The sequence below is a fragment of the Phormidium sp. FACHB-1136 genome, from assembly GCF_014697375.1.
Taxonomy (GTDB): Bacteria; Cyanobacteriota; Cyanobacteriia; order Phormidesmidales; family Phormidesmidaceae; genus Nodosilinea.
This window is the reverse complement of record NZ_JACJRS010000044.1, coordinates 1-18,535: the sequence shown is the minus strand read 5'-3', so window position 1 is coordinate 18,535 and position 18,535 is coordinate 1. Positions and strand designations below refer to the sequence as shown.

General features: G+C 53.1%; 15 protein-coding genes and 1 tRNA gene. 11 read left to right on the top strand and 5 right to left on the bottom strand.

Annotated elements, in window-relative coordinates; translation table 11 throughout:
• Positions 1-23: 23 nt before the first annotated feature.
• From rplF to infA, 7 genes are all read left to right on the top strand, one after another.
• Positions 24-563: a 50S ribosomal protein L6 gene (rplF, locus tag H6G62_RS14280; protein WP_190496264.1), complete on the top strand. Its 540-nt coding sequence runs from the start codon at positions 24-26 to the stop codon at positions 561-563.
• Between the two features lie 3 nt (positions 564-566).
• Positions 567-929, top strand: a complete 363-nt coding sequence (gene rplR, locus H6G62_RS14275) for a 50S ribosomal protein L18 (RefSeq protein WP_190496262.1) — start codon at positions 567-569, stop codon at positions 927-929.
• A gap of 78 nt (positions 930-1,007) precedes the next feature.
• Positions 1,008-1,529, top strand: coding sequence for a 30S ribosomal protein S5 (gene rpsE, locus H6G62_RS14270; RefSeq protein WP_190496259.1), 522 nt, complete (start codon positions 1,008-1,010; stop codon positions 1,527-1,529).
• Between the two features lie 21 nt (positions 1,530-1,550).
• Positions 1,551-1,997 (top strand): 50S ribosomal protein L15, encoded by a 447-nt coding sequence (rplO, locus tag H6G62_RS14265; protein ID WP_190496258.1) that lies wholly within the window; start codon positions 1,551-1,553, stop codon positions 1,995-1,997.
• Positions 1,998-2,099: 102 nt separating this feature from the next.
• Positions 2,100-3,413, top strand: coding sequence for a preprotein translocase subunit SecY (gene secY, locus H6G62_RS14260; protein WP_190496256.1), 1,314 nt, complete (start codon positions 2,100-2,102; stop codon positions 3,411-3,413).
• Positions 3,413-3,967 (top strand): adenylate kinase, encoded by a 555-nt coding sequence (locus tag H6G62_RS14255; protein WP_190496254.1) that lies wholly within the window; start codon positions 3,413-3,415, stop codon positions 3,965-3,967. The genes secY and H6G62_RS14255 overlap by 1 nt, the downstream gene beginning before the upstream one ends.
• 61 nt (positions 3,968-4,028) lie before the next feature.
• Complete coding sequence (infA, locus tag H6G62_RS14250; RefSeq protein WP_006276978.1) at positions 4,029-4,253, top strand: translation initiation factor IF-1; 225 nt, start codon at positions 4,029-4,031, stop codon at positions 4,251-4,253.
• Positions 4,254-4,397: 144 nt separating this feature from the next.
• On the opposite strand, the gene H6G62_RS14245 is transcribed toward infA, so the two are convergent.
• From H6G62_RS14245 to H6G62_RS14230, 4 genes are all read right to left on the bottom strand, one after another.
• Positions 4,398-5,438: a DUF1611 domain-containing protein gene (locus H6G62_RS14245; protein WP_190496253.1), complete on the bottom strand. Its 1,041-nt coding sequence runs from the start codon at positions 5,436-5,438 to the stop codon at positions 4,398-4,400.
• Positions 5,419-6,474 (bottom strand): dipeptide epimerase, encoded by a 1,056-nt coding sequence (locus H6G62_RS14240; protein WP_190496251.1) that lies wholly within the window; start codon positions 6,472-6,474, stop codon positions 5,419-5,421. The genes H6G62_RS14245 and H6G62_RS14240 overlap by 20 nt, the downstream gene beginning before the upstream one ends.
• Before the next feature lie 465 nt (positions 6,475-6,939).
• The gene (locus H6G62_RS14235; protein WP_190496249.1) at positions 6,940-7,836 is read right to left on the bottom strand and encodes an alpha/beta fold hydrolase; all 897 of its coding nucleotides are present in this window, start codon (positions 7,834-7,836) and stop codon (positions 6,940-6,942) included.
• Positions 7,837-7,993: 157 nt separating this feature from the next.
• A tRNA-Ser gene (locus H6G62_RS14230) sits at positions 7,994-8,080 on the bottom strand.
• Positions 8,081-8,219: 139 nt separating this feature from the next.
• Here H6G62_RS14230 and H6G62_RS14225 point away from each other — a divergent pair.
• The 3 genes from H6G62_RS14225 (at position 8,220) to H6G62_RS14215 (ending at position 10,242) form a co-directional block, all read left to right on the top strand.
• Complete coding sequence (locus tag H6G62_RS14225) at positions 8,220-8,588, top strand: 2Fe-2S iron-sulfur cluster-binding protein (RefSeq protein WP_190496247.1); 369 nt, start codon at positions 8,220-8,222, stop codon at positions 8,586-8,588.
• 95 nt (positions 8,589-8,683) lie between these two features.
• Positions 8,684-9,631, top strand: a complete 948-nt coding sequence (locus tag H6G62_RS14220; protein ID WP_190496245.1) for a histone deacetylase — start codon at positions 8,684-8,686, stop codon at positions 9,629-9,631.
• Positions 9,632-9,675: 44 nt separating this feature from the next.
• On the top strand, positions 9,676-10,242 hold the full coding sequence (locus H6G62_RS14215) for a Uma2 family endonuclease (RefSeq protein WP_190496243.1): 567 nt from the start codon (positions 9,676-9,678) through the stop codon (positions 10,240-10,242).
• A gap of 88 nt (positions 10,243-10,330) precedes the next feature.
• Here the strand turns inward: H6G62_RS14215 and H6G62_RS14210 are convergent, their stop codons facing one another.
• Entirely contained in the window at positions 10,331-15,823 is a 5,493-nt protein-coding gene (locus tag H6G62_RS14210) for an S-layer homology domain-containing protein (RefSeq protein ID WP_190496240.1), read from the bottom strand.
• Positions 15,824-16,075: 252 nt separating this feature from the next.
• Here H6G62_RS14210 and H6G62_RS14205 point away from each other — a divergent pair, with 252 nt between their 5' ends.
• Positions 16,076-18,325: a pentapeptide repeat-containing protein gene (locus H6G62_RS14205; protein WP_190496238.1), complete on the top strand. Its 2,250-nt coding sequence runs from the start codon at positions 16,076-16,078 to the stop codon at positions 18,323-18,325.
• The last annotated feature ends 210 nt before the right edge of the window (positions 18,326-18,535 follow it).

Sequence of the window (18,535 nt, the reverse complement as noted above, 5' to 3'; positions counted from 1 at the left end):
TAAGGATTTAGGAGTATTGCATCATGTCACGTATTGGCAAACGGCCAATTCCTATTCCGGCTAAGGTGTCAATTACGATTGACGGTCGGGATGTTCAGGTCAAAGGGCCGAAGGGCGAACTGTCTCGCACCCTGCCCACTGGAGTTACGGTGGTTCAAGAGGGCGACACGGTTTTGGTGAACCGCGTTGATGAGTCTCGGCTGGCTCGGGAGCGTCATGGTCTCTGCCGCACCTTGGTGGCCAATATGGTTGAAGGGGTGTCCAACGGCTACCAGAAGCGTCTGGAAATCCAGGGGATTGGGTACCGGGCTCAGGTACAAGGTCGCAACCTGAATTTGAGCTTGGGCTACAGCCACCCGGTGGTGTTTGAGCCTCCCGCTGGCATTGAGTTCGCCGTTGAAAACAACACGAACGTGATCATCAGCGGCATTGATAAAGAACTGGTGGGGAACATCGCTGCCAGTATCCGGGCTAGCCGTCCCCCCGAACCCTACAAGGGCAAGGGCGTTCGCTATGCCGGGGAACAGGTTCGACGTAAGGCTGGGAAGTCAGGTAAGAAGTAAGCCATGAAAGCAAGTCGTAAAGAATTAACCCGTCGTCGCCACGCCCGCATCCGTCGGCGCGTGTTTGGCACCCCTGAGCGGCCTCGTCTGGCGGTATTTCGGTCTAACCAGCACATCTACGCTCAGATTATTGACGATACCGCTCACCATACCCTAGCGGCGGCGTCTACCCTGGAGTCTGACGTTCTCGAAAAAGATGCCTCCGGGGCTACCCAGGAAGCTGCCGCAGCGGTGGGTAAAGCCGTGGCCGAACGGGCTCTGAAGGCTGGGATCACCCAGGTGGTCTTTGACCGGGGCGGTAAGCTCTACCACGGTCGCGTGGCGGCTCTGGCAGAGGCGGCTCGGGAAGCAGGGCTAAGCCTGTAAGCTCCGACGAGCACCGTTCGTTAGATACCCATAGATACCCATCGAATTTCGCGGAACACAACAAGGCTGGGGAAAAGCATGGCAAACCGTCGTAAAGAAGCACGTACCAAAGAAAAGAAAACCGAATGGCAGGAGCGGGTCGTCCAGATCCGCCGGGTGACGAAGGTGGTGAAAGGGGGCAAAAAACTGAGCTTCCGCGCCATCGTGGTGATCGGCAATGAGAAGGGCCAGGTCGGCGTTGGCGTAGGTAAGGCCAGCGACGTGATCGGGGCCGTGAAAAAAGGCGTCGCCGATGGCAAAAAGCACCTCGTGGATGTGCCCCTCACCCGCTCCAACTCCATTCCCCATCCCTCCAGCGGTGTGGGCGGTGGTGCCAAGGTCTTCATGCGGCCCGCTGCTCCCGGTACCGGGGTAATTGCCGGGGGTGCCGTTCGCACCGTGCTTGAGATGGCGGGCGTAAAGAACGTGCTGGCTAAACAGCTCGGTTCTAACAACCCCCTCAACAATGCTCGTGCCGCCGCCAACGCCCTGGCCTCCCTCCGCACCTTCTCCGAGGTGGCCGAGGAACGCGATATTCCCGTTGAAAACCTGTACGTTTAGACCCTTTACCTTGACTAGGCCATGAGAATTAACGACGCACAACCCCAACCTGGCTCTAAGCGCCGCCGTCGCCGGGTAGGCCGGGGTATCTCGGCGGGCCAAGGGGCAAGCTGTGGGTTTGGGATGCGGGGTCAAAAATCCCGTTCCGGTAGCGGTACTCGCCCTGGGTTTGAGGGTGGCCAGATGCCCCTCTATCGCCGGATTCCCAAGCTGAAGCATTTCCCCTTGGTGAACCAAAAGCAGTACACCATCATCAACCTGAAGTCCCTAACCGATCTGGCGGCGGGTACGGAAGTTTCCCTGGAGTCCCTGCTCGATGCGGGCATTCTCACCGCCAACGACGGGCCTCTGAAAATCCTGGGCGATGGCGATGTGTCCGTAGCGCTCAACGTGAAAGCGGCGGCCTTCACCCAGTCTGCCAAGACCAAAATTGAAGCAGCAGGCGGCACCTGCGAAGTGGTTGGTTAGCCCGGTTGGGCTTCCATCCCTTAGACTAAGGTTAGGGTAACAACACCTGTTTGTTTCACTCTACTTGTTGAACGAAGGCGCTAAGGTTCGAGGAGCTATTGCATGGTTGTTAATCGGGGTAAAACTCCAAGCGCTCAGGAAACCTTTATGCAGATGGCCCAAGCCGCTGGCTTGCGTAGCCGTCTATTGGTTACTCTTGGGCTTTTGCTATTAGTTCGGTTGGGGATTTTTATCCCGGTTCCCGGCATTGATCGACAAGCCTTCGCGGCTTCGATTCAATCAGGGAGTCTGGGCGGAGTTGTCGGCTTCCTCGATATCTTTGTGGGCGGTGGCCTATCGGCTCTGGGCATTTTTGCACTGGGCATTTTGCCGTTTATTAACGCCTCTATCATCATCCAACTTTTGACGGCAGCGCTTCCAGCGTTGGAAGACCTACAAAAGAATGAAGGGGAAGCAGGACGCCGGAAAATCTCCCAAATTACCCGTTACGTGGCCCTGGGGTGGGCAGTGCTGCAAAGTACCCTGCTGTCCTCCTTCCTGCTGTACCAATTCGCGAAGGAACCCGGCATTCCCTTTGTTTTCGAGACCGTGGTGGCCCTCACCGCTGGCTCTATGTTTGTCATGTGGGCTGGGGAATTGATCACCGAGCGAGGCATTGGCAACGGTGCGTCGCTGCTGATTTTCCTCAACATTGTGTCTACCCTGCCCCGTTCCCTAGGGCAAACCGTTGAACTCGCCCAAAGCGGGGATCGCAACATTGTCGGGGGCATCATCATCCTGATGATCACCTTCCTGGCGATGATCGTGGGCATTGTGTTTGTCCAGGAAGGCACTCGCCGAATTCCCATCATTTCTGCCAAGCGCCAGGTGGGGCGCAAGATGTACCTGGAGCAGAGCAATTATCTTCCCCTGCGACTGAACCAGGGCGGGGTGATGCCGATCATTTTTGCCTCGGCGGTTTTGGTACTGCCGATTTCGGTGACTCAATACGTTACCAATCCGGCCTTCAACCGCTTTGTGAGTAACTATTTCAACCCAACTTCGTTGCTCTATGTGGCGGTTTATTTGCTGCTGATTCTCTTCTTCAGCTACTTCTATTCTTCCCTGGTGATCAACCCCGAAGACTTGTCCCGCAACCTAAAGAAAATGGGAGCCAGCATTCCCGGGATTCGTCCCGGCAAGGCTACGACGGATTACATCAGCCGTATTTTGAATCGTCTGACCTTCTTGGGGGCTATTTTCCTCGGTCTCGTCGCGGTGGTACCTAGTGCGGTTGAAAGCCTGACCCGTATTCCCACCTTCCGTGGTTTCGGCGCAACTTCCCTGCTCATTCTGGTGGGCGTTGCCATTGACACGGCCAAGCAAATTCAGACCTATGTCATTTCCCAACGCTACGAAGGAATGGTGAAACAATAGTGACTCGACTCATTTTTCTAGGGCCACCGGGAGCCGGGAAAGGAACCCAAGCGCAAAAAATTGCGGCGGAAGGCGGCGTTCCCCACATCTCTACGGGCGATATCCTCCGTGCTGCGGTGGCGGAAGGGACTGATTTAGGCAAAAAAGCTGAGCAGTACATGAGCGCCGGAGAGTTGGTTCCCGACAACCTGATTCTGGACTTGATCAAGGAACGCCTAGGTCAAGAGGACGCCCAGGGGGGCTGGGTTTTGGACGGCTTTCCTCGCAATGTTCCCCAAGCTGAGTTTTTGGGTCAGCTTCTGGATCAAATTCAGCAGCCCGCTGATTTTGTCGTTAACTTAGATGTAAATGATGAAGTCATTGTGGCTCGTTTGCTCAAACGTGGCCGTGCCGATGATGAGGAATTGGTGATTCGCCATCGTCTAGAGGTATACCGTCAACAAACTGAGCCTCTGATTGACTTCTATCGCAGCCGTCAACAGCTTGTTTCGGTGGACGGTAATCAACCTATGGAGGCGGTTTATACTGCTCTTCAGCAGGTGATTGCAGGTTGAACTGTCGTTCAAGATGGGTTTTGGGCCTATTGTTTAGTTACCACGTAGAGGAGAGTTCAACTTGTCTAAGCAGGATCTCATTGAAATGGAGGGCACCGTGACGGAGTCCTTGCCTAACGCCATGTTTCGGGTGGATCTCGATAATGGGTTTAATGTCTTGGCCCATATTTCTGGCAAGATTCGCCGCAACTATATCAAAATCCTGCCTGGGGACCGCGTCAAGGTTGAGCTCACGCCCTATGACTTGACGAAGGGCCGCATCACCTATCGCCTCCGGAAAAAATAGTTGCGCATTGCTGACGTCTTTACCTCTGCGTTCATTGCTTTACAATCAGCACCGAGACAAGGCGAGAACCTTCCTAACGAACGGGACAGTCTCACATAGGGTTTTATTACTTGTATCGGGCGGTTTGTTATTCAACTTCTGGGCTTAAAGGATAGCGGCTAGTAGCTTGTCTGCCCCATTTCGAAATAGGTCGGCACAGGGGAGTCCCGTGTCTTGCTCGGTGGCATTCATGACTTCTGCCGCCGCCGTTGGAGATAGATGCCCAGTATTAAGAGCGATGCCTACGACCTTAGCTCCCGCAAAGGCTCCCCCCGCAGCGGCCACTTGCTCGTAAAGCGTTATCACTTGGGGAAGGGGAGGGATTTTGATGTCGGGACAATTGCTGATATGGGTTTGTCCTGGCCGATGGACGAGGATCAGGTGGGTGGGCTGACTTCCCCGCAGAAGTGGGAGAGTAGCGGTGGAGGCTGGGTTGAGGAGGGAACCCTGTCCCTCAATGAAGAGGAGATCGTAGTCATAACCGTAGGCCATGACGGCCTGTTCAATGGCTCCAGAGGCATAATCAACCCGAATGGCATCCAGGGGAATACCGTCGTCCCCTAGCATGAGGTTGGTTTGGCCTGTGGCGATGACCTTGGATTTAAGCCCCCGATCCCGACAGGCTCGGTGAAGCTCTAGGTTAGTGGACATCTTGCCGACGGCCATATCGGTGCCGACGGCCAAGATGCGCTTGCAGGGCAGGTGGCTTGCCTTACCGCTACCCACGGTAAGTCCTGGGGGTTCTTGGCGCACGTCCCAAATCCATTGATCGGATCGCAGGTGGGGGATGAGGTCGGGATGCTGAGCCAGGGGAGTGTGGAGGGGGTTCACGAGGCTGAGACCAGCGGTGACGGCCTGCTCTAATTCCTGAAACCAGGGTTCCGGTAATGTCCCTCCGGAAGGAGCAATGCCCAGGACGAGAACATCGGGTTGGTAGGCGAAGGCCGCAGCGACCGAATCCACAATCGGAATGGTCTGGTGGATGCCCGTGAGGTCTGCCAAGGATCGCCCCGCCGACTGATGGTCAATGATGACGACGACGGGGGATCGACCGTAGCGCACCATGGCAAGTCCGGTTTTGCCCGTTCCACGTTGCAAGCCTTCGTGCATGAGCAGGGCAATGCGGCTATGGGGCTGGAGATACATAGGTCAGTCCGAGTCCGGCGTGGGCAGAGGGGTAGACGCACCCTTGGCGGAGGATAAGTCCTGTGAAGGGATCGTCGCAAAGGTTGAGATGGCTGTCGAGATCGAGGTGCTGGGCCAAGGGAGCAAGTTGGGCCATGGCACTATTGGCGAGGCTACTGTCTGAGTAGCAGCCAAACATAACCTGAAGGCCGCAGGCTTGGGCCATGTGAACCATCCGCAGAGCGGCGGTTAGCCCACCCGCCTTCATCAGCTTAATATTAATGCCATCGGTGAGGGGCATCAACCGCAAAATATCCTGGGCATGGAAGCAGCTCTCATCGACGAAAATTGGCAGCGGAGATTGTTTCCGTAGGGTAGGAATCTGGTCATCGAGATGAACCGGGAGAGGCTGCTCAAGGTAAGTAACACCGCGTTCTCCCAGCCACTGGGCCATCTGGATGGCTTGCTCAACGTTCCAGCCTCCGTTGGCATCAACGCTGATCGACACATCGGCAGGTACCTGATCATAAATGGCCTGGAACATGGCCTGATCGGCGGCGATCCCAGAGGGATGGCCCAATTTAATTTTGAGGGTACGGGCCTGGGTTTGATGCATCCAATCTTGAGCCCGTTGGCAGGCGGCTTCGGGGGCCATGATACCCACCGTGACCGATGTGGGCACGATCCGGCTCGGATCTAGGCCAAGCAGTTTCCAGATGGGTTGTCCAGTAGCTTTGCCGCACCAATCCCATAGAGCCACATCCAACGCCGCCCGACTAGCGGACTGGAGCCCTAGGGGCTGAATCGCGGCCTCAATGGCTTGGCGATTCCAAGGATGATAGGCCGATAAAATCCCTCGTAACTGCACCATATCCCGCTGGAGCATGTCTAGGGGTTGGTGGTGGGTGCCAATGGAAAATGGGGACGCTTCGCCCCAGCCTTCTAGGCCATCAGCCCGAATTTTTAGCCAAAGATTTGTAGAGGTAGCCGTGGTGCCACGACTAATCGTTAGGGGCACCCGCTTATGCACGGTGAAGGGCTGTACAGAAAGTTCCATAACATCCACACAAAACAACACCCATCCCCTGTTCCAAGGAACTTCCTAGCTTTGTTCTAGCCTTCATGGAGGGAAACAACGTGCTGATCTAAAAGATCCTGAAGCTCGTGTTTCTCAAAGCTCCCCGCTTGCTACTTTAGGAAGTATTGAATATGGGATTGGGTGTCGTTGGTTAAGCGAGACAGATGTAACGTTAACAGCGCTTTCACTCCTTCTTGTGTGTGGACATTTGGCTGTTGAATCTGCCAGGGGAACCTCATCAGTTCCATCTTCAATATACCGCTAATGTCTGGAAATCCTAGGGAATGAAAAGATAGTTCATATAAGCATTTTTCTTGACTCAGAGAGAAATCTTCCATAGCCACCAAGTCGCCGTTAGACAAGGGATTCGCCCGTTTAATATTTCGTTGCATAGAGGCTGGACTGGGTTGGGAAATGAGGTGTCTTGCAACCGTAGGGGATGTCCTAGCCCTCAGTATTCACGAAGGTCTTGAGGTGAGCTATCACCCAGTCAGGGCGCTCCAGGTGGGGCAGCACCCCGGCATCGGGGATTTCTGCTACGGCCTGGATAGCCTGGGGATTGAGACTGGCGAGGCGACGAGTGACGGCGGTTGGGGTAAAGCGGGATTGCTCACCCAGGAGAATGGTTGTGGGCGTTTTCAGTTGACCGATGTAGCGGGCTAGGTCAAAACTAATGGTGCCGTTGAGGGAGGCTAGGGCCGAATACTGGGCGTTGGGCTGCTGGGTGCAGGTGAGGTAGGCTTGCACCATATCTTCGGTGATACGACTGGGGTTAGCAAACAGGAAGGTGGACAGGAAACCGCGTACTGCCAGTTCGTTGGCGGCTCCCAGTTGGTAAAGCAGGGTATCGATGCCTGGGGTTCCAGCCAGGAGGGCGGGGAGACTGGTGCGGTAGTCTCGGCCAAAGTCGCCATTGCCAGAGGGAGACACGAGCAATAATCTCTGAAATAGATGGGGCCGCTGGGTGGCTAGCCGAATGACCACCCCCGCCGTGAGGGAGGTCGCTACCACCAGGGCGGGCGGTTCTGCCAGGGCTTCTAGCAGATGAGTGATGACCTGAAAATAATCCTGCACCTGGTAGTTGCGTACCGGATGGGCCGACTGCCCCCAGCCAATGAGGTCAGGGGCAATGACCCGATAGTGATGCCCAAAAGCGGGATAGACCTTCGACCACTCGAAAGCCGAAGACCCTCCCCCCAGACTGTGGAGAAAGACCAAGGGCGGACGGGTATCCTCGGTCTCCAGCAGGGGAGACGCTGGTGGACGGGTGTAGTAGGCCATGACACCGAGGGGCGTCGTTAAAACCCGCTGAACAAAGCCCGGTGGCTGAAACTGAAGCACAGAACAGTACCTTTGACTGACAATGATGCATAGGCCGCTGAAGCCCTGCCGTGGGACTATCCCCTGAATGAAGGGCCTAAACCCTCAACTCAGATCAAATCGCGAAACGACAGCCCCATGCCTGACGAGGGCTGGGTTGGGTACGAAAACTTGGGGACGGAGAGAGAGGGATTCGAACCCTCGTTAGAGTCACCCCTAAACAGCATTTCCAGTGCTGCGCCTTCAACCGCTCGGCCATCTCTCCAGGGTGTGGGGTAGCATTTTGCCACCGAGTTGTTATGGTATCAAAAAAACGCCCCAAAATGCCATCGGTGATCCCATAAGGAATTTTTCATGAGAGCATGGGGCATAGATCACCCGTTATTCTGGCTTCCATTGGCGCTATGGCTCCTACCCACACTGTCATCGTTCATCACCGCGACACCGACCAAACCTACCAGTTTCAGGTGCCCGAAGATCGCTACATTCTCCACACCGCCGAAAGTCAGGGGGTAGACCTGCCCTTCTCCTGCCGCAATGGAGCCTGTACCACCTGCGCCGTGCGGGTGCTAGAGGGCGACCTGGTGCAGCCAGAGGCCATGGGGCTCTCCCCCGACCTGCGGCAACAGGGCTATGCGCTGCTCTGTGTGAGCTATGCCCGTAGCGATCTGCGCGTGGAAACCCAGGACGAAGACGAGGTCTACGAGCTTCAATTTGGCCGCTACTTTGGCAAGGGCAAAGTGCAGTTTGGTCTGCCGTTGGAGGATGACTAGAGCACTTCCCTGGTAAGCCTAAACCCCGATCCCTGAGGTGGGCGTATCTTCACCCCTTAGAGCTACCCTAGGAATAGATCCTGGATTGATCCGCCGTGCACCACGACTTCTCCCTGGCCGACTTTGCCATTTTCTATTCCCCAGTCTTCCTCAACCACGACACAGGGCAAATTCACCCGGAAAATGCCGGACGACTGACGGCCATCGTCAGCGCCCTGAAGGCCGCGCCCTGGGCCGAGCATTTAGACTGGCGAGAACCCACCCCAGCCGATCAGCGCCCAGTGGATCGGGAAATTGTTGCTGTCCACGATCCTGGCTATATCGAGAAAATTCGGCAGTTTGCGGCGGATGGCGGCGGTTATTGGGATGGCGATACGGCTGTGTCTCGTCAAAGTTACGAAGCGGCACGACTGGCGGTGAGTGCGTGGTTGGATGGGGTAGATTACGTGCTACAGACGGGGCATTCCGCCTTTGCCCTAGTGCGCCCCCCCGGACACCACGCCATTCGCAATAGCGGCATGGGCTTTTGTCTCTTTTCCAACGCCGCCATTGCCGCCCACTATGCCCTCCAGCAACCCGGCATTCAGCGGGTCGCCCTTTTAGACTGGGATGTTCACCACGGTAACGGCACCCAGTCCCTCGTGGAGGCCAACGCCGCCATAGCCTACTGTTCGCTGCACCAATTTCCCGCCTATCCCGGCACCGGGCGCAGCACCGAAACCGGACTGCACCACAACGTCCTCAATTTGCCCATGCCACCAGGAAGCACCAGCGCCGACTACTACAAGAAATTTGACCAGCAGGCGATTCCCTTTCTGCGGGCCTTCAACCCGGATTTATTGCTAATCAGCGCCGGATACGATGCCACCGCCGCCGACCCCTTGGCCAGCATCAACCTGAACCCCCAGGACTACGCAACCTTCACCCAATTCGCCCTGCGCGTCACCGACAAAATTCTCTTTGGCCTAGAGGGTGGCTACGACTACAAGGCCCTCAGCCAGTCTGTTGTGGCCACCATCGGTGCAAGGCTGGGGTTGACTTAGATCGTTACCATAGAAATCACAAAGGCACAGGAACTTTTTTGGTCATGGTTACCACAAAACTCTCTTTGGCAGATTATTTAAGCCTGGAAGATGGCCCAGAGAGTCGCTGCGAATTTGTGGATGGAGACATTATTGAAATGTCACCAGAAAATGAAGACAACGTGATCGTTGGCAGTTACTTGGCCGCGCAGTTTTTGAACGTGATCCGCTTTGACCAAATTCGCCAGGGCAAAACAGAATTAGTTATTTCTGGACGGGTCAGAATTCCTGATGTAATGGTGCTGGGGAAAGACTTGGTCGCTGCTCTTTCAGGGCAATGTCGAAGCACGATTACCGAGGAAATGCCACCGCCGTTGCTAGTAGTGGAAGTCGTTTCGCCCGGAAAAATTAACGAAGATCGAGACTATCGCTACAAGCGTTCTGAATACGCGGCGCGAGGCATTCCCGAATACTGGATTGTAGACCCAGCCCAGGCAAAGATAACGGTATTGACCTTGGTAGATGGCTGGTACGAAGCGGAGGAATTGGGGGTGGATAGCCTTTTGCAGTCGCCTCAATTTTCAGGGCTTTCGTTGTCGGTGGCACAGGTTTTATCGCCTAAATCTAGCTAACGGGCACAACCCCAAACGACTTTGCCCCTTGCAGATTAGGGAGCACAATAGTCGCGCCCCACAAACCTGAAATCTGGATATCGAAGCCCTAGGCCTTTTGAGTTTGATAGTTCCAGCCCTGGTAAATGAGGGAGGCGACCTCGGCGCGGGTAATCGGCACCGTTGCCCGAATGCGGTCGGAGTTAGGCCCCACAATTAAGCCAGCGGTGGTGGCAGCGGCGATAGGGCCTTCGGCCCAGGCGGGAATATCTCGGTGGTCGGTGTAGCGGCGGTGGGTGGCCCCATGGTCGGGCGGTAGCTCAAGAACTTTTTTGACAGCGGTGATGGCCTCTGCCCTAGAAATGACGGCCTTGACCCCAAACTGGCGGTCGGGTAAGCCAGACATAATCCCGCTTCGGTAGATTTGTTGAATAAATTTGGTTTGGGGATCGTTGTCCGCCACATCGACAAACAATTGGGACACGTTGGCCTGCCGACGATCAGGGCGCGGTTGCGGATCAAAGGCGCGTACTAGCAGCACAGCAAAGTCTCCCCGACTGAGGCGCAGATCGGGGCGAAAGGTGCCATCGTTATAGCCGTGGGTGATGCCTTGCTCCACAAGTCCTTGAATGTAGGGTCTGGCCCAGTGGTCGGCGGGTACATCCACAAACAAGGCTGGGGGTTCTTGAAGCTGCACAAAATGGTCGGAGGGAATGGCCTCGGCTTGGCCTAGCTTTGCCCAAGCTTGGTAAATCAGGGCCGCTAGCTGGGCACGGTTGATTAAGTGGTGTTCATCTAGGCGGCTCTCAATATTATCCTTGAACACGAGGTCGTAGCGCAAAGCTGTGGCCAGGGCCAACCGTCGAGCAAGGGATAGCGTCGCTGCCCTGGGATAGGCGCTGATTAGATTCAGAGTACCACCCTTGAAATGCAAACCCCGTACTAAGCCCTCCAAAACCTCCACTTCAGGGATTAGCCGAGTCACATTGAAAGTATTGTCTGCATTGGGACGCAGAAAGCCCATCTGGTAGGCTTTCTGGGCGGCTAGATAGTGGGAATCCGTGGCGGGCAAATCCGCAGAGCTAATTGACTCAAACTGGAGCGGTTGGTCGAAGGCGGCAGCAACGGCGGTGACATAGTCACCTACGGTAGCGAATGCATTGGGCCAAAACTGCCCCTGGGCAGCAGGAAGCATCACCTGCTTAGCCATCACCGCCCTAATTCGATCCTTCGCCCAGTGATTTTGGATATCCGACGGCAGGGCATCCGGATCGCCGCCTCCGGTGGTTTTATCGGTCGGGGGATTAGGACACTCAGAACCACCTTCCGGGCCTACCACTGGAGGGTTGACACCGCTGTAGCGCCCAAAATCGAGATCGTCGGCAAGGACAGGAGCAATGGTGGGTGAGGGTAACGCAGTCGGGAACCAAGTTGCTCTCTGAATGCTGCCGTGGTGTTCTGGGCCACTGTGCCCTTGCCAGAGAGCCACTCGGTTGCGGGCCGTAGCATCGCCATCATCCAAGCGCCAGTAGCCCACCAATCCGGGCTGTGGTTCCGCAAGGCGTTGGGTCATGTTGTTGAGAATTTGATTTTGAGTGCGAGCCACATTCCACAGCCGTACCTCAGCCATGTTCCAGCGACGATCATTGCTGTCTCCAGGGGCCGAACCCAGATAAAGCGGCGCGGTAATTCCTTCTAGGGAGGCATCAAATAGGCTGGTGCTGCGATATTGGCCATCAATCAGAATCGTTTTGTAAGGCCCTACGACCGCTACCGTATCCTGACGGCGACCATCCAGGTAAATCTGAACTTCCTGGGAAGACTGATCCCACGTAAACGCAATATGGTGAAACGCCCGATCCTTGGGAACGCGGTGCCGCGTTTCCACGATGGCCTTAGTCGCTCCATTTTGAAGAACGACACAAATCTTGTCGCGCTTTAAACTTAGCTCATAACCCACAGCCAGAGCATTACCCTCCGCATTAGTGGCCATGCGCCGAACTAAAACGCCGCTGCCAAAGCGATGTTTCTCCCATGCTTCTACAGTAATTGCGGTGGGAGTAGATAAACCTTCCTCCGCACCACAATTGACCCAATGATTAGGGCTGTTAAACACCAAGCTAGAGGTAAACCGAGATGGAATGTCGGCTTGAGAGACAGCTTCAGCCCCAGTTACAAATCCATCGGCACCCTGGTCAGCCAAGTTTCTAACCCGATTGCCATAGATCTCTTGGAAATTCCAATAACCAATCAATCCTTGTTCCTTAGAAGCCTTAGAAATCGTTGGATTCCTATTTATCAGTGTGCCATTTTCCCTTGGCAATTCTTTATTCCAGATGCGTACTTCTAGAATAACTCCTGGAAAGCTCGATATTTCAGGAAGAATAGCCTGATCACTCGTCCAATCAGATTCAAAAACATTTGAGCTAGCAAACGGATGACCACCAATAATAAGCGGAGTATTTTCGATGCCCTCAGGTGTATTATCTCTGCTAAACTGAACGTTAGGTATTACGCTCACCTCTTGCCCATCTACGTAAACTTTGGGTGTTATGACATCATTGAATCCCATTGTTCGATAATCATTCTGATTGATGTTTTTGCCAAATAAAACAACCTCTAGATGAGTAATTTTGTTTCTAGGAGAAGGGCCTGCATTAAAACTATACTGCCCAACATTGACAAAAAACTTCCCCTCAAAAATGCCAATCTCATACTCTCTACCTATGCGAGAACCCTTAGCCAAAATTGAGCCAGATGCATTAAAGTAAGGTTTAAGCTGAATTTCAATAGTGTAGACATCATGGGTGCGGAACGAGAAAAGTCTGTCCTGAGATGACGTTCCAAATGCCTCATGAATAGGCAACATCGCTATGGCATTTTCGTGGGATAGCGTCTTTAGAAAATCAATATTACGTCGTGGCTTAAAGGCATAAAGATAAGCCTTTCCCTCTGTAGAGAGCGCATATGCTAGGCAGCCATCGGAACTTATTTTCCATTTCCAATCTTGAACGTTATTTTTTTTTGCATTACCAGGATCAGGAAATCCATGGTTTATAGCTAAGGGAAGGAAATGAACTTCAAAGGATTGACCTAAGATGTCAGCATTGCCTATCACCCAAGCATAGGAGCCATCTACCGAATAAACTATTTCTCTACCAAAGTTAATGGCGCTAGAAAAACGTTTTTGTTCACCTGAACTGCTTTTTATAGCTACTCCGTTAACAGCATAAAATGTGGCCTCATAAAGTTTCTCTCCTTCAGGGTTTTCCCACGAAAACTTAAGAATAGCTAATTCTTTTCCGTCAGGGCTTAAGGCAAAATTTTGTATGTCACTCAAGGGTGAATTCCGAAAATCTTTGACTTGAATAGAAGTGACTGGAATAGCTTTAGCCGAATCGTTTATTTGGCTTAAATCGAGAATAGAAACAATCTTTCCACTGTTGCAAACCAATCTAGAATGCTGCGGATAGCACTTAACTGAAGGATTAGATAGCGCATAACGATTGGCAGCATCTGTAATATCGAGAAATGGTTTAAGTGTTCTCTGTTTCTCGTTGATAACAGAGTTTCTCAGGCTTGAAGTAGAGCCATCTTCCGTTTCGGAAATAGGGCCAAGTTCATTAATTTTTTTAGCGTATTCTTCTTCAATTTTTTGAATCTCGTTCGCCAGAAAATCTTTTTGATTTTGAATAATATCTATAGTTTTGACTAACGTTCCCTCTATGTTCCAAATATCGAGATAACCATCAGCACTCAATGATATAACTAATTTTTGGTTGTTTTTAGCGTCATCATAAAACTCTAGAACAACGGTTTTAGCTGGAGCAGATTTAATCAGATGTGAACTTATCAAATCACGCTGCCAGCCAACCTTTAAGCTGTTCAGGCTATCTCCCTGAATAGCCCAGATTTCAATGGGGCTACGCTGGTTATCTGTATGGGACTGTACTAGAGCGATAAAAGTACCATCAGCACTAAAGCATAGTTTCTCGATTTTGGCTGTTAACCCTGATAATTTTAGGGTCATCAACTCCACACCAGTCTGGCTCCAAATTTTAAGGATACCATTGGCACTTCCAGTTAATAAGCCAACAGAGTTATTGATGCTGATATAGCGGTTGCCACCGCCTAGAAAGTTTAAGGCCGAGGGTAAAGAGGGATAGTCAAGGTACTCTGGCGTAACCACAAAGTCTTCTAGGAAACTTTTGAGCTTAGGATTTTCCCAGCTTTTTGCTTGTAGATCTGCCACAATTCGGCAAATTCGTATTCCTTGGGATGCCTCAATATTCGGTTGTTTGGACTTAGATTCAGACTCAGATGTGGTGGAATTGTCTCGTGAAGCTGAAGCTGGAGGAACATTGGTTGAGGGTTCCTCGGTCGACGTGGCTGTGCCTAGTTCTGCCGTCGTGTCCTCCTTAGTAGAAGAAATATCTTCCTTGGCGATCGCGGCATGATGAAGCGCGACTAAGTCCCAATTAGTATTGAAGACTGGGCTACCGGACGATCCATAATCTGAGTCTGTTGTGTATCTAACAAAGTTATCTAATAAACCATTTTTGTCATAATCTAGCACTCGATTATCGTTTTGTACAAGCTGTTTTTCTTGGCCCTTGGGATGCTGCACCAACAGAACCCGATCCCCCGGAATTGCTTTGATATCTTTTGCTTTTTTAGTGGAATTATGGGTCTGACTCGTTAATGAATTGGTGTTGCTGACCAGATTTTTGACGGCCTTGACCTGATCCACAGAAAGCCCAGGGGCAATGTTGAACTCATCCCCTACTAATTGCAACCAACCAAAGACATAGCCCGCTTGGCGCGTAAATTGGCCCGCATCTAGCTGCACTAAGGTATAGTCCAAGGCGGGATTGGTGACAAAGAGAATATTTGGGGCAAAGCTATAGTCAACGGACTGCTGAAGCAGCCCTGCACTATCACGAACATAATTAAACTGGGCCACACATTCCAAAGCTTCTGCGGGATCGGCAATGACGTGATTATTGGTCATCAGGTGGGTACCACCTACCAAAAAGCCCGTGCCGATGGGGATAGGATTCATCTTAGTGAGTTGAGATTCATCCAAGTTTTTGAGGGCCTGAAGGGGAGAATCTTCGCCAGGTCGATAGGTCTCTGTGGGCTTAAAAATATCCTCAGCGACTTGGTCAGGAATGGCAAAAATCTCCTTGAGGGTTGCCTCATTGGCGTAGTCCGCTGCATTCTCGGAGGCTTCGATGTTCCGAATTAGGTCTGTCCAGGTTTTGAGGGAAAAGTAGCGAGCGATACGACAAATGGCCCGACTCCGCTCAGACCCTATCTCTAAAGAAGCCAGGGGCAGAAAGGTGGTTTGATCCTGCGCAATGGTAAATTGCTTGGTTTGTTTGCCGTATTGTCTTTCCCGGACAACCTCTAGAACCCGTTGCAGATCTTCCTTTTTTACTTCGGCTGTCTCTATCCCTTCTTCTCCAGGGGTGCCCGTACCAGCTACCCGAAACCAACGTCTCCAACGGCTTCTGCCCAGATTACCCTGCAACCACCACTGTTCTTGAATCTGCCCAGAATTAGAACCCCTGGTCTGATCATTGGAGGAAAAATGTCGCATAGAGACACCCATAGTAAGAAATTGTATTGGCGATAACACCAGGGCAACCAAGGCTGATTGATATACCCCTAGAGGGGAGAATCAACTACTATCAATATCAATTCTTTTTCGGTCAGTCTTGAAAAATAAATAATTCTTAAGGTTGTCTGTAGGTGAAATCTAAGCATTTTGTGATTCATTAAGGGGTTAAGGTTCTGCCTGTCTAGACTCTTGGCCAGAATCTTTAAGGGTGCATTTTGTAAGGTACATTGCGTGACTAGTCTGCCACAGCCCAAGCCAACCCAAGATATTCGCGGGCAGCGATTTGACCAGAACTCCCTGCCCGCCAATTTGCAGGGGGCGATCGCGGGTCAGAAAACCTTACACAAAGGGCTATTGGTGGCCGCGTTGGGGTTGGGGTGTGGTCTAGCCAGTGAGTTGACAGCGGTGTTAAGCACTACCCTAGGGCTAGAACTGTTCGGCCTAGGACGATTTGCTGGCACGTTCTATGAATCCTTCCTCAACACCGTGGTGTTACTTCTGTGGCTGACGATAGCCACTTACAACCGCTGGGATCGGGCACTGTGGGTAGGCTTGGTTGCTCTGGGCGGCGGTATTGCGCTGCAAGGACTGTTGGGGCAGCTAGGGACAATTCCTCTGGTGGACGGCTATTTTTTTATCGCAACAGCTATTACCGTCTTCACCTGTTGGACGATCTTCGCTCTCACCTTTGGCCTGGTACGTTGGGCCTTGGCAGCAGTGGATATCCTCTGTCTCCAGGCGGCACGGGTAAAATGGCTGGGGTTGGTGCTAGTGGCGCTGGGGGCCATTGTTGGCTCGGCCATCGGTAGTAGCCCCAACCCTTACCGGGAGGGCAATATTCCGGTCGCCACCGCTGCCGAAACGGTCATAGCCCGACTCTTTGGCATTACCTTTACCCTGGCTGTTGTCCTGCTGGCCTGGGTCGCCAACCGCCGTCGCCATAGCCCCTGGCACTATCCAGATGGAATCCGCGATTGGGCATTGGCCTGGGGTGCGGTGGGGGGCACCTCCTTTCACAACCTGGATTTGAACCAGGTGAACTTTGCCGGGGCCAGCTTGGCAAATACAGATTTACGAGGTAAATCGCTCTACCGCACCTGTTTTCGTCAGGCCCAGCGTCTAGAACGTGCCCGCACCGATAGCCGCTACCTCGACCTCGATAACCCCAAGGTGCAGCATCTACTCACCCAGGGCACCAGCCCGGATAAGGATTTTCGGGGGCTAAACTTGCAGGGCATTAACCTACGCGCCGCCGAGAACTGCCCCCCCGCCGACCTGCAAGAGATGGACTTTGCCGGGGCCAACCTGATGGGGGCCGACCTGCGCGGGGCCAACCTGACGGGCAGCAATTTGGCCCAGGCCAACCTGGTCAATGCGGATCTCTCCGAGGCCACCCTCACCGATGTCTGTATTGAAGATTGGCATATTAACCCCAGTACTCGTTTCCAGGGCGTGACCTGCCAGCGGGTGTTTCTCCGCCGCAGTGCCAAGGGGCATTTTCTCGATCCTCAGCCAGAGAGAGGCGAGTTTCAGCCAGGAGAATTTGAAGCTTGGGTGGCCGCCATTCAGCGCAGCGTTAGCCTCAGTTTTCAGGAAGCCGTAAATCCCCAAGCCCTCGCCTTTGCCCTCACCCAAACGGCTATTAATTATCATTCTCCTGACCTGTTTTCTGTGCAAAAAATTGATCCCCAGGGCCAGGGAGCCACGGCACAAATCGACATCGCCAGCGAAAATTTTCTCCAACTCGACAAAGACGAAGTCCAACAGGCGCTCAATACCCAATACCAATCGGCGGTGCAGCGCCTAGAGGCGGGGTACGAACTGACGTTACAAGCGAAGGATTCGGAAATTCAGCATGTACGACAACTGTTTTCCCAGCAGCAGACGATGATTGAACGGCTGACGGGCCAACTAGCCGAACGCAGTAGCCCAGTGATGATCCAGGGCGAAGGCAACCAAATTTACATGATTCAAAATGCAGGAGGTATGACCGTGACTAACCAAGAAACCAACATCAATGCCGGGGGCAATGTGGATATGTCGAGCGGCACTCGGATTAGTGTCGGGGGCGACCTCAGTGGCACGGTGGATATGTCTACCGGGGGCCGAGTTAGTATCGGCGGCGATGTCGTTGGTTCTAGCATTCTCAGCACCCTTAGCGGCCAGGTGACCACTAGTATTCAACAACTGCGGGGGGTTGAGGTCTCTGGTTCAGATGAGTTGGCGGATATTCTGTCTACCCTTCAGCAGGCTATTGATGCAGACAGCGCCCTTTCGGAATCTCAAAAAAAAGAAGCTCTAGAGGCGGTGGAAACTATCGCCGAGGAGGGCAAGAAACCGCCGGAACAGCGAACGGCTAAGCTCTGCTCCATGGCTATGAATGCCTTAAAGGGCGTGGCCGCCACGGTGTCCGATGTTAGCAAACTAGCCACGGTGCTGCAATCTTCCCTGCCACCGCTACTGCTGTTATTAGGGCTATAACATTCAAGGCGACCCATCACCGATGAGAGGCATAAACCATGGCGAAAAAGGAATCGAAATCTCTGGTTGGCACCTGGCATATCTATGACATGGAGGCTTGGAGCAACACTCCGGACAGTTTTTTGGGGTTGGGTTGGAAAAAAGCTATCCACCGCATAGAGTGCAGGTGCAAGTAAAACACGGTGCACCGATGGATAGCCTCAACAGCAT

Excerpts from the sequence above, each read along its gene's own strand:
- rplF (WP_190496264.1), top strand. The coding sequence starts at position 24 with ATGTCACGTATTGGCAAACGGCCAATTCCTATTCCGGCTAAGGTGTCA.
- rplR (WP_190496262.1), top strand. The coding sequence starts at position 567 with ATGAAAGCAAGTCGTAAAGAATTAACCCGTCGTCGCCACGCCCGCATC.
- rpsE (WP_190496259.1), top strand. The coding sequence starts at position 1,008 with ATGGCAAACCGTCGTAAAGAAGCACGTACCAAAGAAAAGAAAACCGAA.
- rplO (WP_190496258.1), top strand. The coding sequence starts at position 1,551 with ATGAGAATTAACGACGCACAACCCCAACCTGGCTCTAAGCGCCGCCGT.
- secY (WP_190496256.1), top strand. The coding sequence starts at position 2,100 with ATGGTTGTTAATCGGGGTAAAACTCCAAGCGCTCAGGAAACCTTTATG.
- H6G62_RS14245 (WP_190496253.1), bottom strand. The coding sequence starts at position 5,438 with ATGTATCTCCAGCCCCATAGCCGCATTGCCCTGCTCATGCACGAAGGC.
- H6G62_RS14240 (WP_190496251.1), bottom strand. The coding sequence starts at position 6,474 with ATGGAACTTTCTGTACAGCCCTTCACCGTGCATAAGCGGGTGCCCCTA.
- H6G62_RS14225 (WP_190496247.1), top strand. The coding sequence starts at position 8,220 with ATGGCTCCTACCCACACTGTCATCGTTCATCACCGCGACACCGACCAA.
- H6G62_RS14215 (WP_190496243.1), top strand. The coding sequence starts at position 9,676 with ATGGTTACCACAAAACTCTCTTTGGCAGATTATTTAAGCCTGGAAGAT.
- H6G62_RS14210 (WP_190496240.1), bottom strand. The coding sequence starts at position 15,823 with ATGCGACATTTTTCCTCCAATGATCAGACCAGGGGTTCTAATTCTGGG.